The sequence below is a fragment of the Mesorhizobium sp. CA7 genome (assembly GCF_020165015.1).
Lineage (GTDB): Bacteria > Pseudomonadota > Alphaproteobacteria > Rhizobiales > Rhizobiaceae > Mesorhizobium.
On record NZ_JAIUHH010000012.1, the window covers coordinates 1 to 19,471 of the forward strand.

A 19,471-nucleotide genomic window follows, 5' to 3' on the forward strand; every position below is an offset into this window, starting at 1 on the left:
TTGGCCAGCGCATGGCGCAACAGCCGGTCATGGACCCCTGTCGCCTCCATGACAACGAAGTCGCGGCTGGGATCAAGACCCGCCACATAGGCCGCGATCGTGTCGGCCTGGTTGTCGATGCGCCGAAGGCGGCCGCTTGTCTCATCGAAAAAGTCGAGCCACTGTTTTGAGATGTCGCAGCCGACATAGTTCTGCATTATCATGTCCACGCCTCTTCCTGTGGTGCGGGGTCTGCTTGGAACAGCCCCGTGCAACTGTTCAGGTTGATGGTTCACCGGTGGGAAGGGACCGAGCCATGCCACGGCCTGTCCGAAAGGACGACCAGGATTCATTCGGTCTCCTTCCCACTTCAACCATACACCAGAACCAACACACAGGATTCCAGGGTCTGCGCGCGTCGCTTCGCTCCTTGCTCCGCCCTAGAATGACGACCGTGCTGTCGTGGTGGCCAATCGCGAAGGTCCGGCTCGGCGACTTCGCCGTCCGGAATCGCGTAAAGGGGCTACTTCGCCTTGGCCTTGGCACCACCGCGACCGAACACGGAAGCCGCGAGCCGCGCGGTGGCGACGACCGCTCCTGTGGCGACGCTGGCCACGGTGCGGATCGGCCCCGATTTGCTTGCCGGCGACTTGGCATGTTTCGCGCTCTTGACCGCGACCTTGTGGGCCGCGCCGGGCGTCACTTTCTTCGGCGCTGCCTTACCGAAGGCCGGCTTGGCGTCCTTCGATCGTTCGGCCGCCGCGGCGCCGGCTTGGGCTTGCGTCGTCCTGGATTGGCTGGCCCTGGCCTTTTTGGGCGCGGTTTTTCTGCTGTTCGTTGCCATCTGACGGCTCCTGCATTCTCGGTTCGCAGTTTCGGAGGGAAAGCGTTCGCCCGCCTTCCTGGAATTGCTCCGGCGCCGGACAATTCGGGATAGGGTCATAACGGCCTGAAAACCTTAAAGTTCCCGCCGGAAAATATTGAAAATTGAGCAGGTTAACCAATAACCAAGGAACCAACGACCATGTCGGCCGGCCGGCGCCGCGCCAGCACCCGCTCGATGTTGGGCATGTCGTTGGAGGCGATCCAGGCGCGGGCGTCCTCGTCGGACTTGCCGTGCTCGCGCCAGCGCTCCATCAGGCGGCTTTCGAGCTCGCCCCGCGGCACGTCGACGAAGATGGTGAAATCGAACAAAGGCGCCAGCCGCGACCACGGTTCCTCGTCGAGCAGCAGATAGTTACCCTCGACCAGGATGAACTTGGTGTCGGTGCCGACGATTTCGGCCGCCGCGCGCGACAGTTCCATGCTGCGGTCGAACACGGGAATCGCGATATCGGGCTCGCCGGAGCGGATGCGCTTCAAGAGCGTCTCGAAACCGGCGAAATCGAACGTTTCCGGCGCGCCCTTGCGGGGGCGCAGGCCGCGGCGGTTGAGAATGATGTCGTCATAATGAAAGCCGTCCATCGGTACGACCTCGGATGTGCCTTCCGGCAGCAGCTCATGCAATGCAGCGGACAGCGTCGACTTGCCGGAGCCGGGCGGACCGGCGATGGCGACAACGAAGCGCCTGGCTCCGCCGGCGCGCTTGAAGATGGCGGCTGTGATATGGGCGATCTCGGACATCGGCGGCTTTCCGGCTGCGGTTCAGCCGACATCTTGGCGGGTGTCGGCGGAAAATTCAAACCTCGTTCCGAAGTTAGGCGGCCTGCGCACCTTCGAGGTTAGCCGAGGCGTCCATCCTCGTCCCCTGGAATGACGAACTCTCAGGCGCTGGCCGACGTCTCAATCAGGAACCGAGCGGCCGATGCGCAGGAACCCGCCGTCGAACGGCACCTCCCGCGCTGCCCCGCCGGCAGCAAGGACACGCAGGCGGTCGGGCGCCGATTCCAAACCGCTCGGCGGCTCCACATCCGCGGACGGAACCCCACCGATGACATGGCGAAACGACACCGACCGCCCCTCGGCGAGTGCAAAGACTGTGGCCACGCCTTCATGCTTCAACCAGTTGTCGCCGAGCGAAGCGGCGTGGCCGACGGCCGTGCGGCCGTCCTCGATGCCGAGCACGCCGACGTGACGGCCGCTCCAGGGCGCGTAGTCGCGGCCACCGTTCGAGAACCACAGCATGGTGACCGGCAGCTCGGCCGGGTTCTTCAGCACCAGAACCAGATCCTGCTCGGCGCGGCGGGCAATCGCCGTCCAGCCCGGACCGCCGTGGTCCGCCTCGACCAGGGTGATGAAATCCTCGCGCCTGTCTTCCATGCGGTAGCCGGTGAGGTCGGTTGTGCCGCCGGCGGCGAGCGGGAACTTTGTGAGGTCGGCGGCGCGAGCCGGATAGGCCAGCATGAAGCGGCCGCGGGCCGGATCGGGCTCCGGCGGCATCGGCGGCGTGACGGCCATGCGCTTCGGCGAGAAGGCGAGCCGACCGCCGCCCGTCATCGCCGTCATCGGATGATGGGCGACGGAGATAGCGCCTGAGCCGCCGGAAAAGATGTGCTCCTGGTAGAGGAAGGGGTGGCCGTCGCGCAGCGTGAAAACCTTGTCGACAGTAGCGCCCATGACCTTGCGGCGCAGCCGGAAGACGGCGCGCCAGCCGCCGGGAACCGCGCCGTTGTCGACGATGTCCCACTCGCTGTTGGCCGGCCAGCCATGCAGGGGTGCGGTCTCTACGTCGCTGGTGGAGAAAGGCGCGCAGAGGAAATCGCCTGAGAGCCGCACCGTGCCTTCGGGCAGGGTTTCCGGCAGGCTCTCGCGCGGCGTGCCGACCCAGGGCGCGCGGTGCACGGGCTTCAGGAGGCGGCCTTCGGCCTCGACCTCCATGGCACTGATGTGACCGACGGCAAGATCGAGCGAAACCGAGATGCCCTTTGCGCCGATGGTGAGCGTGTCCATGAATGCTTCCCGAATCTTTTCTCGCGGCAGCAAAGCCTGTCCAGCACCGGATACGCAAGTGTGATGGCTGGCAATTTGCATCAGGCGTTTTCGCCCCCGCCAACCTATCCTTCGTCATTCTAGGGCGGAGCAAGGAGCGAAGCGACGCGCGCAGACCCTAGAATGACGAAGGATAGGTCGCCGCTTCACGCGCGATAAAAAATCGCAAGGAGAGGGGAACAGCGCCACGCTGAAAACGGCCCTACTGCCTTTTATACTCCCTGACCGGCGACTTGGTGCCATCGGTATAGGTCACCTGCACCGCCATCGATTTCACGTCGTCCTTGATCTTGAGGTAGGGCTGGTAGTCGGAAGGAATCGCATAAGGGTCCTTGGCGTCGCAGGGTGGCATCTTGATCTCCTTGTCGAGCGCAGTTCCGTTCAGGCTGTAATGCACTTGCCTGATGGCGCAGCGGAAGGAGAGCATCTGGGTGAAATAGACCAGGCCGCGATTGCCGCCTGCGTCGAAGGCGATCCACGACGTCCAGAACTGGTCAAGGATCTGCTTGTTGCCCTGCTGGAGCGCTGAATCCGGATCGAAGCGGATGTCGAACGGGCCGGTCTCACGACCGCGGATGTCGAGATATTTGATGCCGATATTGGTCGCCGCGGTGCTATCCGGCAATTCGAAGCTCGGATTGGGCATCGGCTTGCCGGTGCGCTGGTCGTTCATCGCCAGCATGCCGGTCTCGGTGAACGGGCCATTGGCGCCGAGCCGCCACGAAATCGCCGTCGCCGGCTCGGGCAGCGAGATCGTCATCGCCCAGCCGGCGTTGGAGCGCGTCGGCGTCAGCGTCGGCACGAAGCGCGACGGGTCGAGCACGTCGCCCAATGCCGTCAGCCGGGCGCGGCTGCGGTCGAGCCAGTCGGCCAGTTGGCTCTGATCGACGAAATATTTGAGCAGGCCGCCGTCTTTTTCGTACGAAACGAATTTGGTCAGCGCGGTCGCCTCGCTGCGCTTGTCGGCCAGCGTCTGGCTGCCCAGGCGGTCTTCCGAAAATTCCTGCGCCAGGAGAAAGTAAGCCGGCGCGTAATCCGGGTTGGCGGCGATGAAGGCGTTGAGCTTGTCGAGCCGCTGGACATCGTCGAACTGCAACAGATGGACGAGCTTAACCGACGGCGCCTTGGCCTTTTCCGCCAGAGAACCCAACACTTCGCGGGCGCCCGCCTTGCCGTCCTGGACCCTGAGCAGCGTGGCAAAGCGCGTATAGGGGTCGATCGCATCGACATCGAAGCCGGCAAAACCAAGATAGGAACGGCGGGCGTTGAGCATGTCGCCGGCCAGCTCATAGACGCGGGCATTATGATAGAATTCGTCCGGGCGCTTGGGATCGGCGATGGCGCCGCCCTGCGCGGAGAGCTGCGCGAAGCCCTTGGCGATGGTGTCGATCGAAGCGGCGATTTGCTCGGTGGTCGCCTGCAGCTTTTCGGCCTGCGCCTGCTGCTGTTCTTGGCCCGCGGCCAAGCTGTCGGTGGTCTGCTTGACCGCCTCCACGGTCTTCTGTGTCTCGGTGCCCTGTTGGGTCTGCTGCTTCTGCGTCAGCGCGATCTCTTCGGTTGTCTTCGCCATCGTGTCGGTGGACTTCTTGACCGCTTCGACGGTCTTCTGCGTCTCTGTGACGGTTTTCTCGATCTTCGCCACTTTCTGCGAGACGATGCCCAGCGACTGCTGCAGCTCGGCCATCGCCGGCATGAGGCTGGCGATCACGCCGTTCTGCGAATTCGTTTGCTGCTGGATGCCGTAGACGCCGCCGGCGATTGCCGCGGCGCTGGTGGCGAAGATCAGCGCCGGCATGGCTTTTGCCGCCAGCACCAGGCGCAGCACCATGGCGATGGCGATGATCAACGCCGCGACGGCGGCGCCGAGCGCGATATAGGCGGCAAAGGGTCCGAGCGGGTTGAGCACGTCGCCAATCGCGCCGCTGACAAAGGCGAAGCTCGCCGCCCATTTGCCGGTGCGGCTAAGCGATGCCCGCAGAAGCGAGGTGGTACCCGTGGCGATTTCCGACATTGCCGATCCCCCCAAAAACCAAGCCGGGCGCATATTAACGGAAAGGAGGGGCGGAAGGCAAAGCGGGGGTGAGCAGGCGGCCGGCGATTGGCGAAGGCCAAGCAGCATCCGATCTCCCCGCAGCGCGCACCCCGAAAACCTGGGCAAATGCCTTATTGCCGCCGTTAACCCATTGGACGCGGCACATGCGGTACGTTAGCTTCGCCGCATCTCAGCAACAGCTTTAGAACCGTCTTGCCCCGTCCCTTCCCTTTCCTTCAGAAACTCATCGCCGCGATGGCCCTGCTGCTGCTCGTCGCCGGCTGCACCACGGCCGCGCCGCCTGAAAGCGTGCTTGCCGTGCCGGCGAAGCCGCAGAAATATGCGGCGATCGTGGTCGATGCCTCGACCGGCAAGACCTTGTTCGAGGTGAACTCGAGGTCGCAGCGCTATCCCGCCTCGCTGACCAAGATGATGACGCTCTACATGCTGTTCGAGGCGCTCGAGTCCGGCCGCGTCACCAAGCAGACGCAGATCCCGGTTTCCGACCACGCCGCCACGCAGCCGCCGACGAAACTGCGCTTCCGGCGCGGCGAGACGATCGACGTCGATTCCGCCATCCGTGCCATGGTGGTGAAGTCGGCAAACGACGTGGCGGTGGCGGTGGGCGAGTATCTGGGCGGCGGCTCGGAGGACCAGTTCGCCGCCATGATGACTGCCAAGGCGCGCCAGCTCGGCATGACCGCCACCAATTTCCGCAACGCCTGCGGCCTGCCCGACGACGGCCAGGTGACCACGGCGCGCGACATGGCGGTGCTGGGCATGGCGCTGGAAAAGCGCTTTCCGCAGCATTTTCACTATTTCTCCGAAAGCGACTTCATGTTCCGCGGCCGGCTGGTGCGCGGCCACAACGACATGCTGGGCCGCGTGCGCGGCGTCGATGGCATCAAGACCGGATACATTCGTGCCTCCGGCTACAACATCGTCACCTCCTACAATGCCGACGGCAGGCATCTGATCGTGGTGGTGATGGGCGCCGACAGCGCGCGCCAGCGCAACAACCATGTCGAGGCGCTGATCCAGCGAAGCCTGGGGCCGACGACAGCCGATGCCGGCCAGCCCAGGCTGATGTATTCCGGGCAGCAGCCGGCTTCGCCCCTGCCCGGCATGGCTTTGCCCGGACTGCCGCCGTCGGATCAGGCATTGCCGGGGTTGCCGCCGCCGGCCGCGCCTGCCTCGCCGCCGCCAGGGCAAGCGGCGTCCGATCTGCCTTCGCCGGATTTGGCTTCGCCCAGTTCGCCGCTGCTGCCGACGCAGTAGAGCGGCGGGGCGGACGAGAAAGTCTGAGACGCCGGCGGGACAGCGCCCCCCCTCTGTCCTGCCGGACATCTCCCCCACTTTGGGGGGAGATCAGCCGGCGCCGCCGGTTTCGCTAATCACCAACGTTGCAGGAGTGGGCCTGCGCCGAAACCGCCAATCTCCCCCCTCGTGGGGAGAGATGTCCGGCAGGACAGAGGGAGGCGCGAAGGATCGCTGCCTATCTCGTTCTCACGCCGCTCCGCAGGGCGGAGCCTACCGGACCACCAGCACCGGGATCTGCGTCAGCGACACCACCTCCGCCGTCTGGCTGCCAAGCACCAGGCGGCCGAGGCCGCGGCGGCCGTGCGAGGCCATGACGATGAGGTCGCTGTCCTCGGCGGTAGCCACCTCGAGGATCGCCTCGGCGGGGGTGCGGTTCTCGATGTGCAGGGTTTTCGAACCGATGCCCTTCGCATCCGCCTCGGCCTTGCATTTGTCGAGCAGCTCGCGGGCAAATTTGCGCGCGCTTTCCTGGTAATTGGTGAGCTCGTCGGCGGCGACATAGCCGGCCATGGCGCCGCCCCAGGCCAGCGTCGGGAACGGCTCGGAGACGGTGACGAAGACGACAGTGGCGCCGAGCCCCTTGGCCAGCTCAAGCCCGTGGGCGACGCCCTTTTGGGCGAGTTCCGAACCGTCGGTGGCAATCAGGATTGTCTTGTACATGGTGGCGATCCCTCATTTGCGGGGCGCTGCGCGCGGCCCAGGTTGGCGGGAGCCTGAACGGTCAGGCCTGATGTCGATATAGTCAGCCTATCAGGCCCGCCACAGGGGCCAGGTTGATCCGGATCAAGGCCAGGGGGCGGAGACGATTGCTCCAGGGTGGTGAGAAATTGCCGACGGCGCTCCCCCTCTCCGTCTCGGCTTCGCCGAGCCACCTCTCCCCCGCCTCCGGCAGGGGCGAGGAACCCAGGATTGCGAACGGCGCGGCAATGGCGATTGGCGTTTCCTCGCCCCCGCAAAGCGGGGGAGAGGTGGATCGGCGCGAAGCGCCGAGACGGAGAGGGGGCTGCGCCGACCTGTGCGATCGCGGCGCGAAGGTCGGCGAAGAACGCACCCTGCCCGCCCATCACAAGAACTTGTTCTGTCACACGAGATTCATACTGACCATGGATATGCCGCGCCGGCTTGGCGTATCGTATCGCAAAGCCTCGAACAGGAGCACCGACCATGGCCAGCGACCCGAAGGCAGCCGCGCAGAAGCAGGCAGACAACGAGAACGACGTCGCCGGCGAATATCTCGAGGCGGAAACCGTGTTGGAGGATGCCCAGCACGGGGCCGACGAGATCCTCGAAGCGCCGGAAGTGCCGGATTCCGAACCGCATGTGCCCGGCCGGATCAAGCCGAAGAAAAAACCCTCGGCGATCAGCGGCCGGAAATTCCGCAAGCGCGACCTGGTGCGCATCGACGATCTCAGGCCCAGCCTTGCCGACCGCATCCGCTCCGACCATCCCGACCTGCCGCGCGGCGCCCGCATCAGCCGCGAGGAGCTCGGCCGCTACCGCATGCGCTACATGGAGGAGTTGCTGCAGCAGGAGCATGGCGAATTCTCCGAGCTCGACCGCCAGGTGGTTGAATCGATCGCGAGACAAGACACGATCTCGGAAAACTCGGAAGAGGAGTTCGAGGAGCACCGCTCGTTCGCCGACCGCGTCTCCGACACGATGGCCGAGTTCGGCGGCAGCTGGTGGTTCCTGATCTCGTTCGGTACCGTGCTTCTGGTCTGGATCGGCGTCAACCTGATCGCCGGCCTGGCGCACGCCTTCGATCCCTACCCGTTCATCCTGCTCAACCTTCTGCTCTCCTGCATCGCCGCCATCCAGGCGCCGGTGATCATGATGAGCCAGAAGCGGCAGGAAGCCAAAGACCGGCTGCGCTCCTTCAACGACTACCGGGTGAACCTGAAAGCCGAGCTCGAAGTACGCCACCTGCACGAAAAGCTCGACTATTTGATCTCGCGCCAATGGCAGCGGCTGGCCGAAATGCAGCAGATGCAGCTCGACGCCATGCACGAACTGGCGGGGGCTAAGAAGCAGAAGCGGGCGACAAGGGCGGTGAGAAGGAGGGTGGCGAAGGTGGAGGCGGAGGGGTGAGACCCAGAAGCTTGGGTCCCTCGACAAAACGGCAGGTCCGAAGGGCGGCGAGACCCGCGGCTTGCTCCGAAACGGTGGGCTCGGCGAAGCCGCGATGTCGAGGGAGCGCCATGTCCGATAGCTATCGGTGAAACAATCAACCCGTCTCAGGCCGCCGCACAATCGCCAATTGGCCGTTGAAGCCACGGCCGGCTTCCGCTATGAAGCCGTGGCTGGCCGGCTCACCGGCCGGTTCGTTTTCCCGGGAAGCACCCGTAGCTCAGCTGGATAGAGCGCTGCCCTCCGAAGGCAGAGGTCGCAGGTTCGAATCCTGCCGGGTGCGCCATTTTTATACTGTCAAAACAGCTGGTTAGCAAGGTATTTTTCCCGCGAGACGAGGTCGGGAAGTGCGTCGCGGAAGCACCACGGAAGCAGTCGGACATGTATTCGGGCTAGGCTTTGACCGATCACTGTGGAGTCAGACGCCCATTCCGCGCCAACTTACCACTGGTCGCGGCCGGGTGCAGCTTGTGGCTCCGGCTAAGGCCCAACTCTACTCATGGGACTGTGGTTTCTTCACGGTCAATATGTCGAATTTCTGCGGGGGCGGCCGGAGACTGTCTAACGGGTGCTGGCTGAGGCATAGATCAGATTGCTATAGCTCACCTTTTTCGATACCATGAGTTATAGAAAGGCGCTCTATAGCTCATGGCATGGAATTGGGAGCAGGCCGACTGGCCGCATTTTACCTACGACAAGATGGCATTGGACCCGCTGGAAAGCGAGTTCCTATTGCGATCGGGCGAGTTCCTGGGCGTGTTTCGCCATGTCGGCCCCGATGACCGCGACCAGATCCGCATCGATCTAATCAGCGAAGAGGCCTTGAAGACATCCGAGATCGAGGGTGAGTATCTCAACCGGGAAAGCCTGCAATCATCCTTGCGGCAGCAGCTTGGGCTCGGAGGCGAGAATAGGCGCATACCGCCCGCCGAGCGGGGCATCGCCGAAATGATGGCCGACGTGTATCTGCATTTTGCCAAGCCGCTCTCGCATCGCACGCTCTATGCCTGGCACAAGATGGTGATGTCCGGAGAGCGACGCATCGAGACGATCGGCAACTATCGCCAGCACGCCGATGCCATGCAGATCGTCTCTAACCGGCTGGACAAACCCAAAGTGCATTTCGAGGCGCCGCCCTCATCGCGCGTGAAAGCCGAGATGGACGCCTTTACCATCTGGTTCAACGATACCGCGCCCAAGGGTAAGACTCCGCTTCCCGCGCTGACGCGCGCCGGTATCGCGCATCTTTATTTCGAGAGCATCCATCCGTTCGAAGACGGCAACGGCCGCATAGGACGCGCGCTTTGCGAAAAGGCGATGGCGCAAAATCTGGGCGAGCCGAGTCTCATCGCGTTGGCCTATACGATCGAACGTCATCGCAAGGCTTATTACGACCGGCTGGAAGCCAGCAACAAAAGCAACGCGATTACCGACTGGCTGCTATATTTCGCCGACACGATCCTCGAAGCGCAGCGCGTAACGCTTGCTCGTGTCGAATTCTCCGTCGCCAAGGCCAAATTCTACGAGCGCCATCGGGATCAGTTCAACGAGCGCCAGGAAAAAGTCATCGCTCGAATGTTCCGCGAAGGTATCGACGGCTTCAAGGGCGGTCTTAGCGCCGAGAATTACATCGCCATCACCCAGGCGTCGCGCGCTACGGCGACGAGGGACCTGCAGGATCTGGTTGCCAAGAGTGCGCTGACAAGAACTGGTGAACTCCGACACACACGTTACACGCTGAATATTTGTGACGATCGTGCGTAAATCCCATCGAAAGAAGAGGCAGGCTGTCAAAGAGCCTGCTTGCCTCAACATCAGTGAATGGCGGGCAGCTACCCGGCAGGAAGTGGTGGAATGGGTTACGCGCGACAGGAAGCCTAAGAAGAAGAAAGGCGGCGCCATTCTCGCGGTCAGGTCACGGCTTAGGCCGGTGGATATCTACTGTTATCTGAAAGCTCGCTTTGGCGAACCGAACGGTTTTCAAAACTTTCTGCGCAAGGATGACAGCGATAACTGGATACACTGGGACTACAGCCTCAAGGCCGGCGAGACCGACGTGTATATCTTGGGCATGTCGCGCGAGATTCATATCATGGTCGGCGAGGCGCTCACGCACCAGCAGTGGCGGGACCTGATTGTCGGTATTAGAACGGACTATGCGAGGATCGGTCCGCAGAAATCTGCCGTACTACAGAGCCTGGAAAAATTCGTCGTCTTTCAGAACAAGTTTGTCAGTATCGCGGGCCTGTGCGCCGACTTGCACGCAGCTATTATCGACGCCCCGGCAAAGACGGCTTTTCCAGAAAGATCGCCAGGTGCCAAATCGCGGCTGAAAACTTTGGAAAAAGCCATGCAAGGAGTATCCACACGTGCGAACGACCTCTTCGGGAACTGTCTAAAGCTTCACCTTCTGATGCCGGTTATGGCCGAGGCCTTCATCAATATGGTGATCCTCATGTTCACCCGCGATGAAATCCGGAATGCCCCTGAAGCCTATCAGGCCTTCATCCGGGCTAAGATTCCCGACCGCCTCGCGCTGCTCAGCCAGCATTGCGATGGCTTTGCACGCGATATCGACAAGAGCACGCATTTCATGCGAGTCATCGATAAGAGAAATTTCGCATTGCACGGTAATGTCGATCCTATCCGCGAGCAGATCGAGGTGGTCTATTTCGACGGCAGACGCCCGCTCTTCAATATGCCAGGAAACCATGTCGAAAGGTTCTTCGAGCATCTCGAAGCGATTGATCGACCCGAAGAGATCGTGTCCGATTACGAAGCCGTCCACGCATTTCTGTGGGAAATTACGGAATGCCTGAAGCCTCGCGCGCAGACGTTCTTCAAGCAAGTCATTGGGGACGCATACCCCGGGTTCGAAGTCCATAAGAAGCGGGCTACTCGCATCCTGCCCGACCATGTGATGATGGGTATGTTGCCAAGTGTGCTCTACGACGACGACCTCGTTGTTAAGTGGTGAGTGAGTCGATTCTTTGGCCCAATAGCTCTAGCCCACATAAGAATTGGCGCGACATGACAAACATGGAATTGGGAAACCCGGGGCGACCAAAGGCGCGTTCTCTCGAAAATATATTCGACGACTTGCGTGTTCTCGCGCAGAGCCCCGGGACATTGCATGATATTTCCGCCATCATGTATCGCGACTGGATCGTTGCTATTGCTTTGCGAGAAGCTAAAGTTGCCGACGATCCAGAAAAGCGCTGGTCTACCACCAAGCTAAACAGCAATGAGTTCATGCTCTTGCTCGGGCTGATGGTTCAGTCCGCGTCGGATTGCACTTACTCCATCGTCAATACTGACATCGATTTTGCAGACAAAGCTGACAGACTTCTCAGGGAATTCCACGACCGGCTCACATTGGATTCGATGCCGGATTTCAGTGATCCTGGAAAGATCGAAAGGGCTCTGGGCGCCGCGGCTCGGGAAGCCATTTATTACGGTGCTGACAGCTTCTTTCTCCATCAGCTAGAGCGTTTTGCCCGAGACCGATATCGCGATGATTTTGAATGGCTGATCCGCAATGCTGGGCTTTCAGCGCGTCCAATGGTCGAAATTGCACGGTTCATCATGGAGCATACATCGCGGCAGATGTCAGCGATCAACGCGAGGAAGGAGGATGGAACGGTTCCGACCAAGGCAGATTTAACGGACAGCCTCTTGATCGCCAAAGCCGAGCTGATCAAGAAATTCGGTGCCAGCAAGGCGAAGGCCTTCATGGCCAAGTTCGCAACCCCTGTCACAAACGCAAATGCCAACTTCACGTCTGCGTTTGTTGTGAATCAAGCCAATCTTGCGCCGCTGATCGATATTGGGGAGCATCTCTATGCACCAAACGCATACAGGCTGGCTGAGAGCGTCTACGAGAGCCCGACCTATTGGATGATAGCCGACAAGACATATGTCGACATAGCAGCCAAGCATCGAGGTGCCTTTCTGGAGAAAGCAGCTGCTGACCTCTTTCGATCGGTATTCGGCGCGGCGAATGTGTATGAGAACGTCACGATCCAGCCAAGCAAAAAGAAGACAGCCGGCGAAGCCGACGCGCTCATAGTTTACGGCGAGTTCGTGATCGTCGTGCAGGCGAAATCCAAGCGTGTGACGTTAACGGCAAGAGCGGGTGATGAAGAGGCATTAAACAAGGATTTCGAAGGCGCCATTCAAGCCCCATACCGCCAAGCCTACGAGTTTGCCGAGCTAGTCCAGGCCGGAGCGGAATGCAAAACGAAAGACGGCAAAGCACTGACGTTCCCACCAACGGTGCGGGTGTTCCCTGCCGTCATATTGAGCGACGCTTTTCCTGCTGCGACGTTTCTCTCAAACATCATGCTGAAGAGAAGCGACAGGATCGCGCCCGTCATTTGGGACCTAGGCGTTCTCGATTGTGTGGCGCGCATGCTGCCAACGCCCATCGAGTTTCTTTACTACCTTAAGTGCCGCTCGGACGTTTTTGATAAGATGCATTCGGATAGTGAATACAATTTTCTCGGCTATCATTTGAAATACAAACTGGCGATGGATCCTGAATATGACTTCATGCATCTTGAGAAGGATTTTGCCGAAATCGTCGAGGATTTTATGATGCCGCGGGACGTCGGGGTGAAGACGGTTCGCCCAGTTAGCATCCTTGAGCGGTTGGACATTCCGGTTATCTCCGAATTGTTCAAGAGCCTGAAGACGGCACCCCCCGAACTGGCATCGGTAGTCATCGACCTCTACGATTTTTCCTATGGCTCGCTGACGGACTTATCTAAAACCGTGCTGGCAATCCGAGAAGAAGTTGCGGCGGGCAAGGAGATGAAATCGTTCTCGATTCTAACAGAAACAGGCGGTCTTACCTACTTGGTTTGCCGGACTCTGAACGACAAAATATGGCTGGCCGCTGAGGCAATCGGCCAAAAACACAAGTACGATTCGAAGCGAGATCGATGGTACGTCATCGTGGACGACATCAGCACATCAGCGCCTGTCGATGCGGCCCTCCCGCTGGTGGAGAAGTGGCATGAGGATGCTGATCTAGCCGAAAACTCCCGCAAGGTAGACGAACTATTCAAGACCAAATGGCAGCCACGTGCCATTCTCCCTAGGCATCAGAAGAATGGGCCGAAGTTGACATGACTTGGCATTCATTTGGGGATTGAATGACGCGGGAGGGGTGCACGGAGAACCCCAATTGAAGGTTGGCGGCCCGGTTTTCCAGACCGACGAGGTTGGCCGCGATCGCTTGATATTGCCTGCAGTCCGCCTGAACGACGGATCGCTCAGGCCGCCCAAGCGGTAGGCTGCCGGCGATTTTCTTCAAGTCGTCGAGGATCGAAGCAATATGCGGCCAGGGAAAGTCTGTTGGATCGTCGATATCGCGATCTGCGCCAGCGATGATTTCGAGCTTGGCGACGATGCCAAGAAGCGACCGCGCCTGTATGTGGGGAAGTTTGTCCTGAAGCTTTAAAACCGCCGTTGTGGCCTCGACCTCCGCTTGGCAAGCGATCGAATAGCCGACTTTCTCATCGATCGCTTTTGGGTCTGCAGCGCCGAGAACGCGCCTCTCTAGGCGCTGTTGAAGTCGGCAAAGGACATGCGAGACATGCTGCGCCCGCGCCCAATCTCGCAGCAGTTGAATTGCAGGGTCTGCATCCGGCAACCGGTCCAACGCGTTGGCAGTCTTGCCATTCGTGACGGGAGGCATAGTCGTGCTATGGTCGGAATCAGCCATGATCCGAGCTCCGCAAAGCCTAGGCGTGGTCAGACCGTTGGAGGCGGACGCACCACTTCCAACTGTCGTTTCCTAAAAAAAGCATATTTGCGCTTTTTGTGCAACAGGGCATTTGAACAATGAAGGTAAGTGCGGCCCAAGTTCGCGCGGCCCGTGGGCTCCTCGACATTTCTCAGCAGGAACTGGCGGATTTATCCAAGGTGAGTTTGAGGACGATCGTGCAATTCGAACGTGGTTCGAAACCCGCATCTGAATCAATCCTCCAAGCGCTGAAGCTGTCACTCGAAGCTGCCGGAATAGAATTCATTCCAGAGAATGGTGGCGGCCCGGGCGTGCGCTTGTCACGCAATCACTGATCTTCTGTTCGCCATGCGACGGGATTTTCGATCCATTGATTTACGTCTGATTCCCGCCAACCCGCACCGTTGACGCTGATCTTGATCTGAGCCGGGAATGTGCCTTCGGCGATTTTGCGGTACATCGTTGAGCGGGACAGGCCGGTCCGCGCCAGGACGGTTCTAAGGCGAATGATACGATCCGGTTCAGGCATGACTGCGTTGCCTTCGCTGAGAGCATTTGGCACCTGTTGGAACCAAACAGGACAACCCAAGGCTCGCAGGCAATCAGATTTGTCATCTGATCGATTTGGGGCGTCGGAACGGCGGCAAATCGGATGTTTAGATTCCTATGCCACGCCCGCTGCCAATGCCGTGGTTGAACGCGAGTTCCACACCCAGACGGCGGCCGGATTCGACTTGGATGCCGAGCACCTTCTTGTGATTGGCGAGTAGCGATTCGAGTTGGGGATCGCGTTCAAGGCCCTTGGCCATATCGGACATGGCCGCACGCGTTGACTTGTAGCCGGACATGTCGCCGGCCTGATATTGCTGCTGTGCCGTCCGATCGAGTCTTTGCCAACGTTCCACGAACAGGTCGGCGCGGCGGCCGGGATCGATGTCCATCCCGGTGCGGATTTCCGTCTCAAGCTGGAGAGCAAGCACGATGCGGTTGACGCGGCCGCCACCCGCCTCGCGGACAAGTTCGGGATTTTTCACATATGCCGCTTCGGCATCGCGCCAACCATGCGGCCGCACCTTCTCGAAAGCGCTACGCGCATCTCTCAATTCGCGCATCTGCTCGGGACTGCCCTGCCCGTCTGCATTTCCGGTACTGAGGATCGCGTCGAGCGCACGCGCGTGCCGAACAAGCGCCTTCGTGCGAGCGCTGCGCAATGCCGCTTCCGCGTCCACCGGCACATTCACGTCGGGCGGCACGCCTGTGGCGAGATTTCCTCCGCCGGGCGTCCGGCCTGCATCTCCGATCCGCGCCCCAACACTTTCCCTCGCCGGCCCAGGTCCACGTTCCTGCATCGGCTCGCCGTCTTCGGGAGAGCGCAACCCGTCCAGCAGCCCACCAATCCTGTCACGCAGCTTCTCCGGAACGATCCGGCGCACGATTTCGACCACACGCTGTCGAAAGGTGATCCCGCGTCGCTCGGCATAGGTCTGCGCCGGGTCGACCTGGTCGTAGTCCGACGCCATGTCCTTGGCGCGATCGCGTGAGAGCGTGCGGACGAGCCGGTCTCGTGTCGCGAAGTCGTCGCTGCCGTAGTGCAGTTCCATCCCGTCGCGATGCCGCGACAGGGCAACGTAGCTGCCATGGGCATCCATGCCCGGCGTTGCCAGCACATGGGTCCGGTCGACGGTCATGCCCTGAGCCTTGTGGATGGTCGCGGCATAGCCGTGGTCGATGTGGGCATAGTCTTTCAGGTCGAAGCGCACCGACCTGCCGTCGTCGGTGCGAGCCGTCATGCTCTGCGTGCTGACCTCTCCGATCACACCGAGCGTGCCGTTCTTGACGCCGAGCGACCGCTCGTTCCGCAAGAACATCACCCGGTCGCCACTGGCAAAGTTTCTCGCGCCGCGTTCCACACCCACGTGAACATCGTCGCCGAGATCTCCAGCAACGCGCATGCGCTCGCGCGCTGCCTTGTTGAGCGCGCGCACTTCGTCGTTTGTGTGAGTGAGGATGATGCGGCTTGCCTCTGGGTCTGCCTGCCTGTCGCGATCCCAGCGTTCGACCAGATCACTGCGGGCCTCATCGCGCGAGGCAGCCCGGTGCACCATTCCTCTGTTGTCATAAGCGCCGATCGCAGCGCCGATCCTGCCGGTCGCCAGATCGCGCGTGGCGTCACGCTGCCACTCCTCGCGCTGCCGGCGCACTTGACCGATTTCGACGCCGCCATGGCGCTCATGAATCGAACGGAATGCGGCGCCCGCCTCGATCGCCTGCAACTGCCGCGGATCGCCGACCAGCACGACTTTTGCGCCAACGTCCGAGGCGTGGGAGAGCACGCGCTCCAACTGGCGCGTGCCGACCATGCCGGCTTCGTCAATCACCAGGATATCACGCGCTTTGAGCAGATCGCGGCCCTGTCCCCAGCTGTGTTCCATGCTGGCGATTGTTCTCGACGAGATGCCCGAACCGCTTGTGAGATTCTCGGCCGCAATGCCGGAAAGTGCCGCGCCTCGGACCTCAAAGCCCGCTGCCGCCCATGCCTGGCGCGCAACACCCAGCATCGCGCTCTTGCCCGTTCCGGCAAAACCCACAACGATTCCAAGACCGCGGTCATCTGTGATGTGATCCAGTGCATCGGTCTGCTCGTCAGAGAGAACAAGGCTACGATGCTTGGCATCCGCCAACGCCGTCGCACGATCCCGGTCACTCACAGCATGCTGCCGCTCGCCGGCCATGCGTTCTGCCGCGCGATGCAGGCGCTGTTCCGTTTCGATCATTTGCCGGGTGGTGAAGCGATCGGCACCGCGTCCGTCCTTGCCGAGTTCGACCAGATCGGGTGCGTTGCCGATGGCTGCCGCCACCGTGTTGAACTGCTCCATCCCGTCGCTGTGTCGGTGCGAGAACTTCGCAATGTCTTTTCGGGTGAAGGTCGATTGCTGATGCGTGAGGGCATCCAGCGCCACGGATGGATCGGCAATAATGCGATCGCCATTGTTGCGCGCGATCTGGCGGTGCAGTTCGGCGCGATCCGCTTCAATGCCGGCAGCGTCAAGGCCACCGCCCTCGATGCGTTGCGCCGGTGCACCAATCTGGGTTTGCGGCTCAAGGGCAATGCCCTGGGCTTCCAGACTGCGATGGTCGATGCGGGCGTCTATGTCGAGCTCGGCAAGCCGCTCATTGGCAAGCTCGGCCCATCGCTCGCGCCAGCGCTCGACCAGCTCAGTGCTGTTCCAGTCGCGGACTTTCGGACCAAAGCCGTTCTCGTCCACCGACCGCATGGTCAGCATGACATGAGCATGAGGTTTTGGACTGCCATCCTCTGCCCTGTCCCAATGCACATTGAGATCGGCGACCATGCCCCGGCTGACAAACTCGGCCTGCACGAAGTCGCGCGCCAGTCCGATGCCTTGCGCGTGGCTTAGTTCGCGTGGAAGGGCAAACTCCACCTCGCGGGCAAGCTGCGCATCCTTCCTCACCTCGAAAGCCTCGACGTCGTTCCACAGCCGTTCGCGGTCGCTCCAGGCGCCCAGTGCATTCTCTGGCAAGATCACCTCGGAATGGACGACACCGCGCTTAGCCGAAAAGTCATGGCTGCGTTCGATGCGCTCGTCGCGCAGCCGCGAGGCCGAGCGGTAGGCGGCCGACGCCACGGCACTTGAGCCAGCTTTGCGGCCAATGACCTTGACGTGAAGATGATAGATCGCCATCGCGACCAGATCATTTGCACGGCAAAGCGAACGTCGGCACGACGTATAAGCGCGCCCTCCCTCGAAAAAATCTCGGGAGCGACCAGCCCGTCCCGGGCTGTCTCGGCAACCCTGAAGCCTTCAGGCAAGTGCTCGTCTATCATCGCCGCATTGACGTCAGATGGAGACGGCCATGCGTAAACCACGGGATTTCGACGCGGAACTGAAGGCACTGGAAGAAAAGGCGCGGGAACTCAAAACGCGAAAAGTGCAGCAACTCGGCGAACTGGTCATCTCGACCGGAGCCGATGCGCTCACCGCCGATGAACTGGCGGGCGCATTGGTCGCCATCGCCGAGGCGAAGGATGCCGGAAAAAGGGAGGCATGGGCGAAGCGCGGGGCCGCTTTCTTTCAAGGGCGGGCGCGGCGATCTGGGTCAGCGCTTAACCGCGACAACGGCAGCGCTCAAACGCAACCGGGCGGCGCGCAGTCGCCATCAGGCGACGCGGGCGCGGCATGACATGCGCATATGGCAGGTCGAGCGCCGCAAGCGCATGCGCCATCTGATCGAACTCGGCGGTCTCGTCATCAAGGCCGGGATCGTCGACCTGACCGGCGATGATCGTGCCACCATCTATGGCGCGCTGCTCTGGATGGCCGACAAGCTCAAAAGCGATCAAGGGGCACAGGCGCGGTCGCTCTGGGCAGCAAAGGGAAAGCAGGCGTTCGAGAATGAATGAAGTACATCAGCATCGCCAAATGACAGGGCCCGTTTGGCCGCCATTGAGACAGGCGGGCGCAAGGTCCTCGAACAGACGTGGGGCTCCTTATCGACCATTGAGCGACCCGCAACGGCAGATACCGATGTCTTGGTACTCGTCCACCAATGTCCAACAATAACTCTGGATCAGCGTTTCGCGTTGCGCGTCTGCCTAAAGCTTGCTCAGGCCCTCGCCGTTCAGCTGACGCACAGCTTCCATGACAACCCCGTGAAAGTCGTGCGACTCCCTCGCTGGGCCGGCAAAGCTGGCGCCTACCAGTTGGGCCATCAGTACGCGCAACACGGGACCCGATATCCATGCCGACAAGAATCGATGCTAGTGAAGCGCGCCGGTGGTTTGCCGAAGACCTGCGTGTCTCGTCACCTGTCTTGCACAATCCTGCGGTCATCGAGGCCTTCGCAAAGGTTCCGCGCGAACATTACCTTGGCAACGGGCATGGCGTATCCATTCGCGATTGCAAATCGGAGCGAGCCATACCAGCCCTTCAGCCGCACTTCATGAGATTTACCATGACGTTCTGGTCTCGCTTGACGAAAGACGCGGACTAACAGCGGCTTGCCGTCGCTTTGGGCCTTGGTTTTCGACCATCTGAACACCGCTCCCGGCCAGACCGTGCTTCAGGTGGGCGCCGGTGCCGGCTATTTCACCGCCATCCTCGCTGAGCTGACGGATTCTGGAGGACGCGTGATCGCCTATGAGATCGACGAAGAATTCGCGCGGCGCGCGCAAAGCAATCTTGCTCATTATGCCCAGGTCGAAGTGGTATCCGGTGATGCACCGCAGGCGGTTGATCTGCCGGACCTCGATGTCGTTATCGCCTTTGCCGGAGTAACGCACGTGCCGGAACGGTGACTTTCGAACTTGTCCGACG

General features: G+C 61.1%; 16 protein-coding genes, 1 tRNA gene and 2 pseudogenes. 10 read left to right on the forward strand and 9 right to left on the reverse strand.

What is annotated here, in order from left to right:
- The 5 genes and pseudogenes from LB552_RS19820 to LB552_RS19840 all read right to left on the reverse strand — a co-directional run.
- A pseudogene (locus LB552_RS19820) lies at positions 1 to 332 on the reverse strand (hypothetical protein); the annotation flags it as partial.
- A 170-nt stretch (positions 333 to 502) separates the two neighbouring features.
- The gene (locus LB552_RS19825; protein ID WP_224609603.1) at positions 503 to 823 is read right to left on the reverse strand and encodes a hypothetical protein; all 321 of its coding nucleotides are present in this window, start codon (positions 821 to 823) and stop codon (positions 503 to 505) included.
- A gap of 152 nt (positions 824 to 975) precedes the next feature.
- Positions 976 to 1,602 (reverse strand): nucleoside triphosphate hydrolase, encoded by a 627-nt coding sequence (locus LB552_RS19830; RefSeq protein WP_224609606.1) that lies wholly within the window; start codon positions 1,600 to 1,602, stop codon positions 976 to 978.
- Between the two features lie 159 nt (positions 1,603 to 1,761).
- The gene (locus LB552_RS19835; protein WP_224609609.1) at positions 1,762 to 2,868 is read right to left on the reverse strand and encodes a hypothetical protein; all 1,107 of its coding nucleotides are present in this window, start codon (positions 2,866 to 2,868) and stop codon (positions 1,762 to 1,764) included.
- A 241-nt stretch (positions 2,869 to 3,109) separates the two neighbouring features.
- Complete coding sequence (locus tag LB552_RS19840; protein ID WP_224609611.1) at positions 3,110 to 4,918, reverse strand: methyl-accepting chemotaxis protein; 1,809 nt, start codon at positions 4,916 to 4,918, stop codon at positions 3,110 to 3,112.
- Positions 4,919 to 5,194: 276 nt separating this feature from the next.
- Here LB552_RS19840 and LB552_RS19845 point away from each other — a divergent pair.
- Positions 5,195 to 6,043: pseudogene (locus LB552_RS19845) on the forward strand (D-alanyl-D-alanine carboxypeptidase family protein); the annotation flags it as partial.
- 426 nt (positions 6,044 to 6,469) lie between these two features.
- Here LB552_RS19845 and LB552_RS19850 read toward each other — a convergent pair.
- Positions 6,470 to 6,919, reverse strand: coding sequence for a universal stress protein (locus LB552_RS19850; RefSeq protein ID WP_224609614.1), 450 nt, complete (start codon positions 6,917 to 6,919; stop codon positions 6,470 to 6,472).
- A gap of 504 nt (positions 6,920 to 7,423) precedes the next feature.
- Between LB552_RS19850 and LB552_RS19855 the strand changes: the two genes are divergently transcribed.
- The 5 genes from LB552_RS19855 (at position 7,424) to LB552_RS19875 (ending at position 13,519) form a co-directional block, all read left to right on the forward strand.
- Positions 7,424 to 8,347 carry a DUF1003 domain-containing protein gene (locus LB552_RS19855; RefSeq protein WP_224609617.1) on the forward strand — a complete coding sequence of 308 codons (924 nt, stop codon included), beginning with the start codon at positions 7,424 to 7,426 and terminating at the stop codon, positions 8,345 to 8,347.
- 248 nt (positions 8,348 to 8,595) lie between these two features.
- Positions 8,596 to 8,672: transfer RNA gene (locus LB552_RS19860), tRNA-Arg, on the forward strand.
- 362 nt (positions 8,673 to 9,034) lie between these two features.
- Positions 9,035 to 10,150, forward strand: coding sequence for a Fic family protein (locus tag LB552_RS19865; RefSeq protein ID WP_224525781.1), 1,116 nt, complete (start codon positions 9,035 to 9,037; stop codon positions 10,148 to 10,150).
- Positions 10,134 to 11,363, forward strand: a complete 1,230-nt coding sequence (locus tag LB552_RS19870; RefSeq protein WP_224609620.1) for a hypothetical protein — start codon at positions 10,134 to 10,136, stop codon at positions 11,361 to 11,363. The genes LB552_RS19865 and LB552_RS19870 overlap by 17 nt, the downstream gene beginning before the upstream one ends.
- Positions 11,364 to 11,416: 53 nt before the next feature.
- A complete protein-coding gene (locus tag LB552_RS19875) occupies positions 11,417 to 13,519 on the forward strand; it encodes a nuclease-related domain-containing protein (protein WP_224609622.1) in 2,103 nt (700 codons plus the stop codon).
- Here the strand turns inward: LB552_RS19875 and LB552_RS19880 are convergent.
- Positions 13,485 to 14,114 carry a hypothetical protein gene (locus LB552_RS19880; protein WP_224525793.1) on the reverse strand — a complete coding sequence of 210 codons (630 nt, stop codon included), beginning with the start codon at positions 14,112 to 14,114 and terminating at the stop codon, positions 13,485 to 13,487. The genes LB552_RS19875 and LB552_RS19880 overlap by 35 nt on opposite strands.
- A gap of 119 nt (positions 14,115 to 14,233) precedes the next feature.
- Between LB552_RS19880 and LB552_RS19885 the strand changes: the two genes are divergently transcribed.
- The gene (locus tag LB552_RS19885; protein ID WP_224525795.1) at positions 14,234 to 14,470 is read left to right on the forward strand and encodes a helix-turn-helix domain-containing protein; all 237 of its coding nucleotides are present in this window, start codon (positions 14,234 to 14,236) and stop codon (positions 14,468 to 14,470) included.
- Here the strand turns inward: LB552_RS19885 and LB552_RS19890 are convergent.
- Positions 14,464 to 14,664, reverse strand: coding sequence for a helix-turn-helix transcriptional regulator (locus tag LB552_RS19890; protein WP_224525796.1), 201 nt, complete (start codon positions 14,662 to 14,664; stop codon positions 14,464 to 14,466). The genes LB552_RS19885 and LB552_RS19890 overlap by 7 nt on opposite strands.
- Before the next feature lie 127 nt (positions 14,665 to 14,791).
- A complete protein-coding gene (traA, locus tag LB552_RS19895) occupies positions 14,792 to 17,839 on the reverse strand; it encodes a Ti-type conjugative transfer relaxase TraA (protein ID WP_224609625.1) in 3,048 nt (1,015 codons plus the stop codon).
- Positions 17,840 to 18,011: 172 nt separating this feature from the next.
- On the opposite strand from traA, the gene LB552_RS19900 reads away from it, so the two are divergent.
- From LB552_RS19900 to LB552_RS19910, 3 genes are all read left to right on the forward strand, one after another.
- On the forward strand, positions 18,012 to 18,338 hold the full coding sequence (locus LB552_RS19900) for a conjugal transfer protein TraD (protein WP_224526215.1): 327 nt from the start codon (positions 18,012 to 18,014) through the stop codon (positions 18,336 to 18,338).
- Between the two features lies 1 nt (position 18,339).
- Positions 18,340 to 18,558, forward strand: a complete 219-nt coding sequence (locus tag LB552_RS19905) for a conjugal transfer protein TraD (protein ID WP_224609628.1) — start codon at positions 18,340 to 18,342, stop codon at positions 18,556 to 18,558.
- A 597-nt stretch (positions 18,559 to 19,155) separates the two neighbouring features.
- The gene (locus tag LB552_RS19910; RefSeq protein WP_224525802.1) at positions 19,156 to 19,452 is read left to right on the forward strand and encodes a protein-L-isoaspartate O-methyltransferase family protein; all 297 of its coding nucleotides are present in this window, start codon (positions 19,156 to 19,158) and stop codon (positions 19,450 to 19,452) included.
- Positions 19,453 to 19,471 lie beyond the last annotated feature (19 nt).

What these genes read in the sequence shown, in the direction of transcription:
- LB552_RS19840 (WP_224609611.1), bottom strand. Translation starts at nt 4,918, where the DNA reads ATGTCGGAAATCGCCACGGGTACCACCTCGCTTCTGCGGGCATCGCTT.
- LB552_RS19850 (WP_224609614.1), bottom strand. Translation starts at nt 6,919, where the DNA reads ATGTACAAGACAATCCTGATTGCCACCGACGGTTCGGAACTCGCCCAA.
- LB552_RS19825 (WP_224609603.1), bottom strand. Translation starts at nt 823, where the DNA reads ATGGCAACGAACAGCAGAAAAACCGCGCCCAAAAAGGCCAGGGCCAGC.
- LB552_RS19835 (WP_224609609.1), bottom strand. Translation starts at nt 2,868, where the DNA reads ATGGACACGCTCACCATCGGCGCAAAGGGCATCTCGGTTTCGCTCGAT.
- LB552_RS19855 (WP_224609617.1), top strand. Translation starts at nt 7,424, where the DNA reads ATGGCCAGCGACCCGAAGGCAGCCGCGCAGAAGCAGGCAGACAACGAG.
- LB552_RS19905 (WP_224609628.1), top strand. Translation starts at nt 18,340, where the DNA reads ATGCGCATATGGCAGGTCGAGCGCCGCAAGCGCATGCGCCATCTGATC.
- LB552_RS19890 (WP_224525796.1), bottom strand. Translation starts at nt 14,664, where the DNA reads ATGCCTGAACCGGATCGTATCATTCGCCTTAGAACCGTCCTGGCGCGG.
- LB552_RS19875 (WP_224609622.1), top strand. Translation starts at nt 11,417, where the DNA reads ATGACAAACATGGAATTGGGAAACCCGGGGCGACCAAAGGCGCGTTCT.
- LB552_RS19885 (WP_224525795.1), top strand. Translation starts at nt 14,234, where the DNA reads ATGAAGGTAAGTGCGGCCCAAGTTCGCGCGGCCCGTGGGCTCCTCGAC.
- LB552_RS19830 (WP_224609606.1), bottom strand. Translation starts at nt 1,602, where the DNA reads ATGTCCGAGATCGCCCATATCACAGCCGCCATCTTCAAGCGCGCCGGC.
- LB552_RS19900 (WP_224526215.1), top strand. Translation starts at nt 18,012, where the DNA reads ATGCGTAAACCACGGGATTTCGACGCGGAACTGAAGGCACTGGAAGAA.
- traA (WP_224609625.1), bottom strand. Translation starts at nt 17,839, where the DNA reads ATGGCGATCTATCATCTTCACGTCAAGGTCATTGGCCGCAAAGCTGGC.
- LB552_RS19880 (WP_224525793.1), bottom strand. Translation starts at nt 14,114, where the DNA reads ATGGCTGATTCCGACCATAGCACGACTATGCCTCCCGTCACGAATGGC.
- LB552_RS19865 (WP_224525781.1), top strand. Translation starts at nt 9,035, where the DNA reads ATGGCATGGAATTGGGAGCAGGCCGACTGGCCGCATTTTACCTACGAC.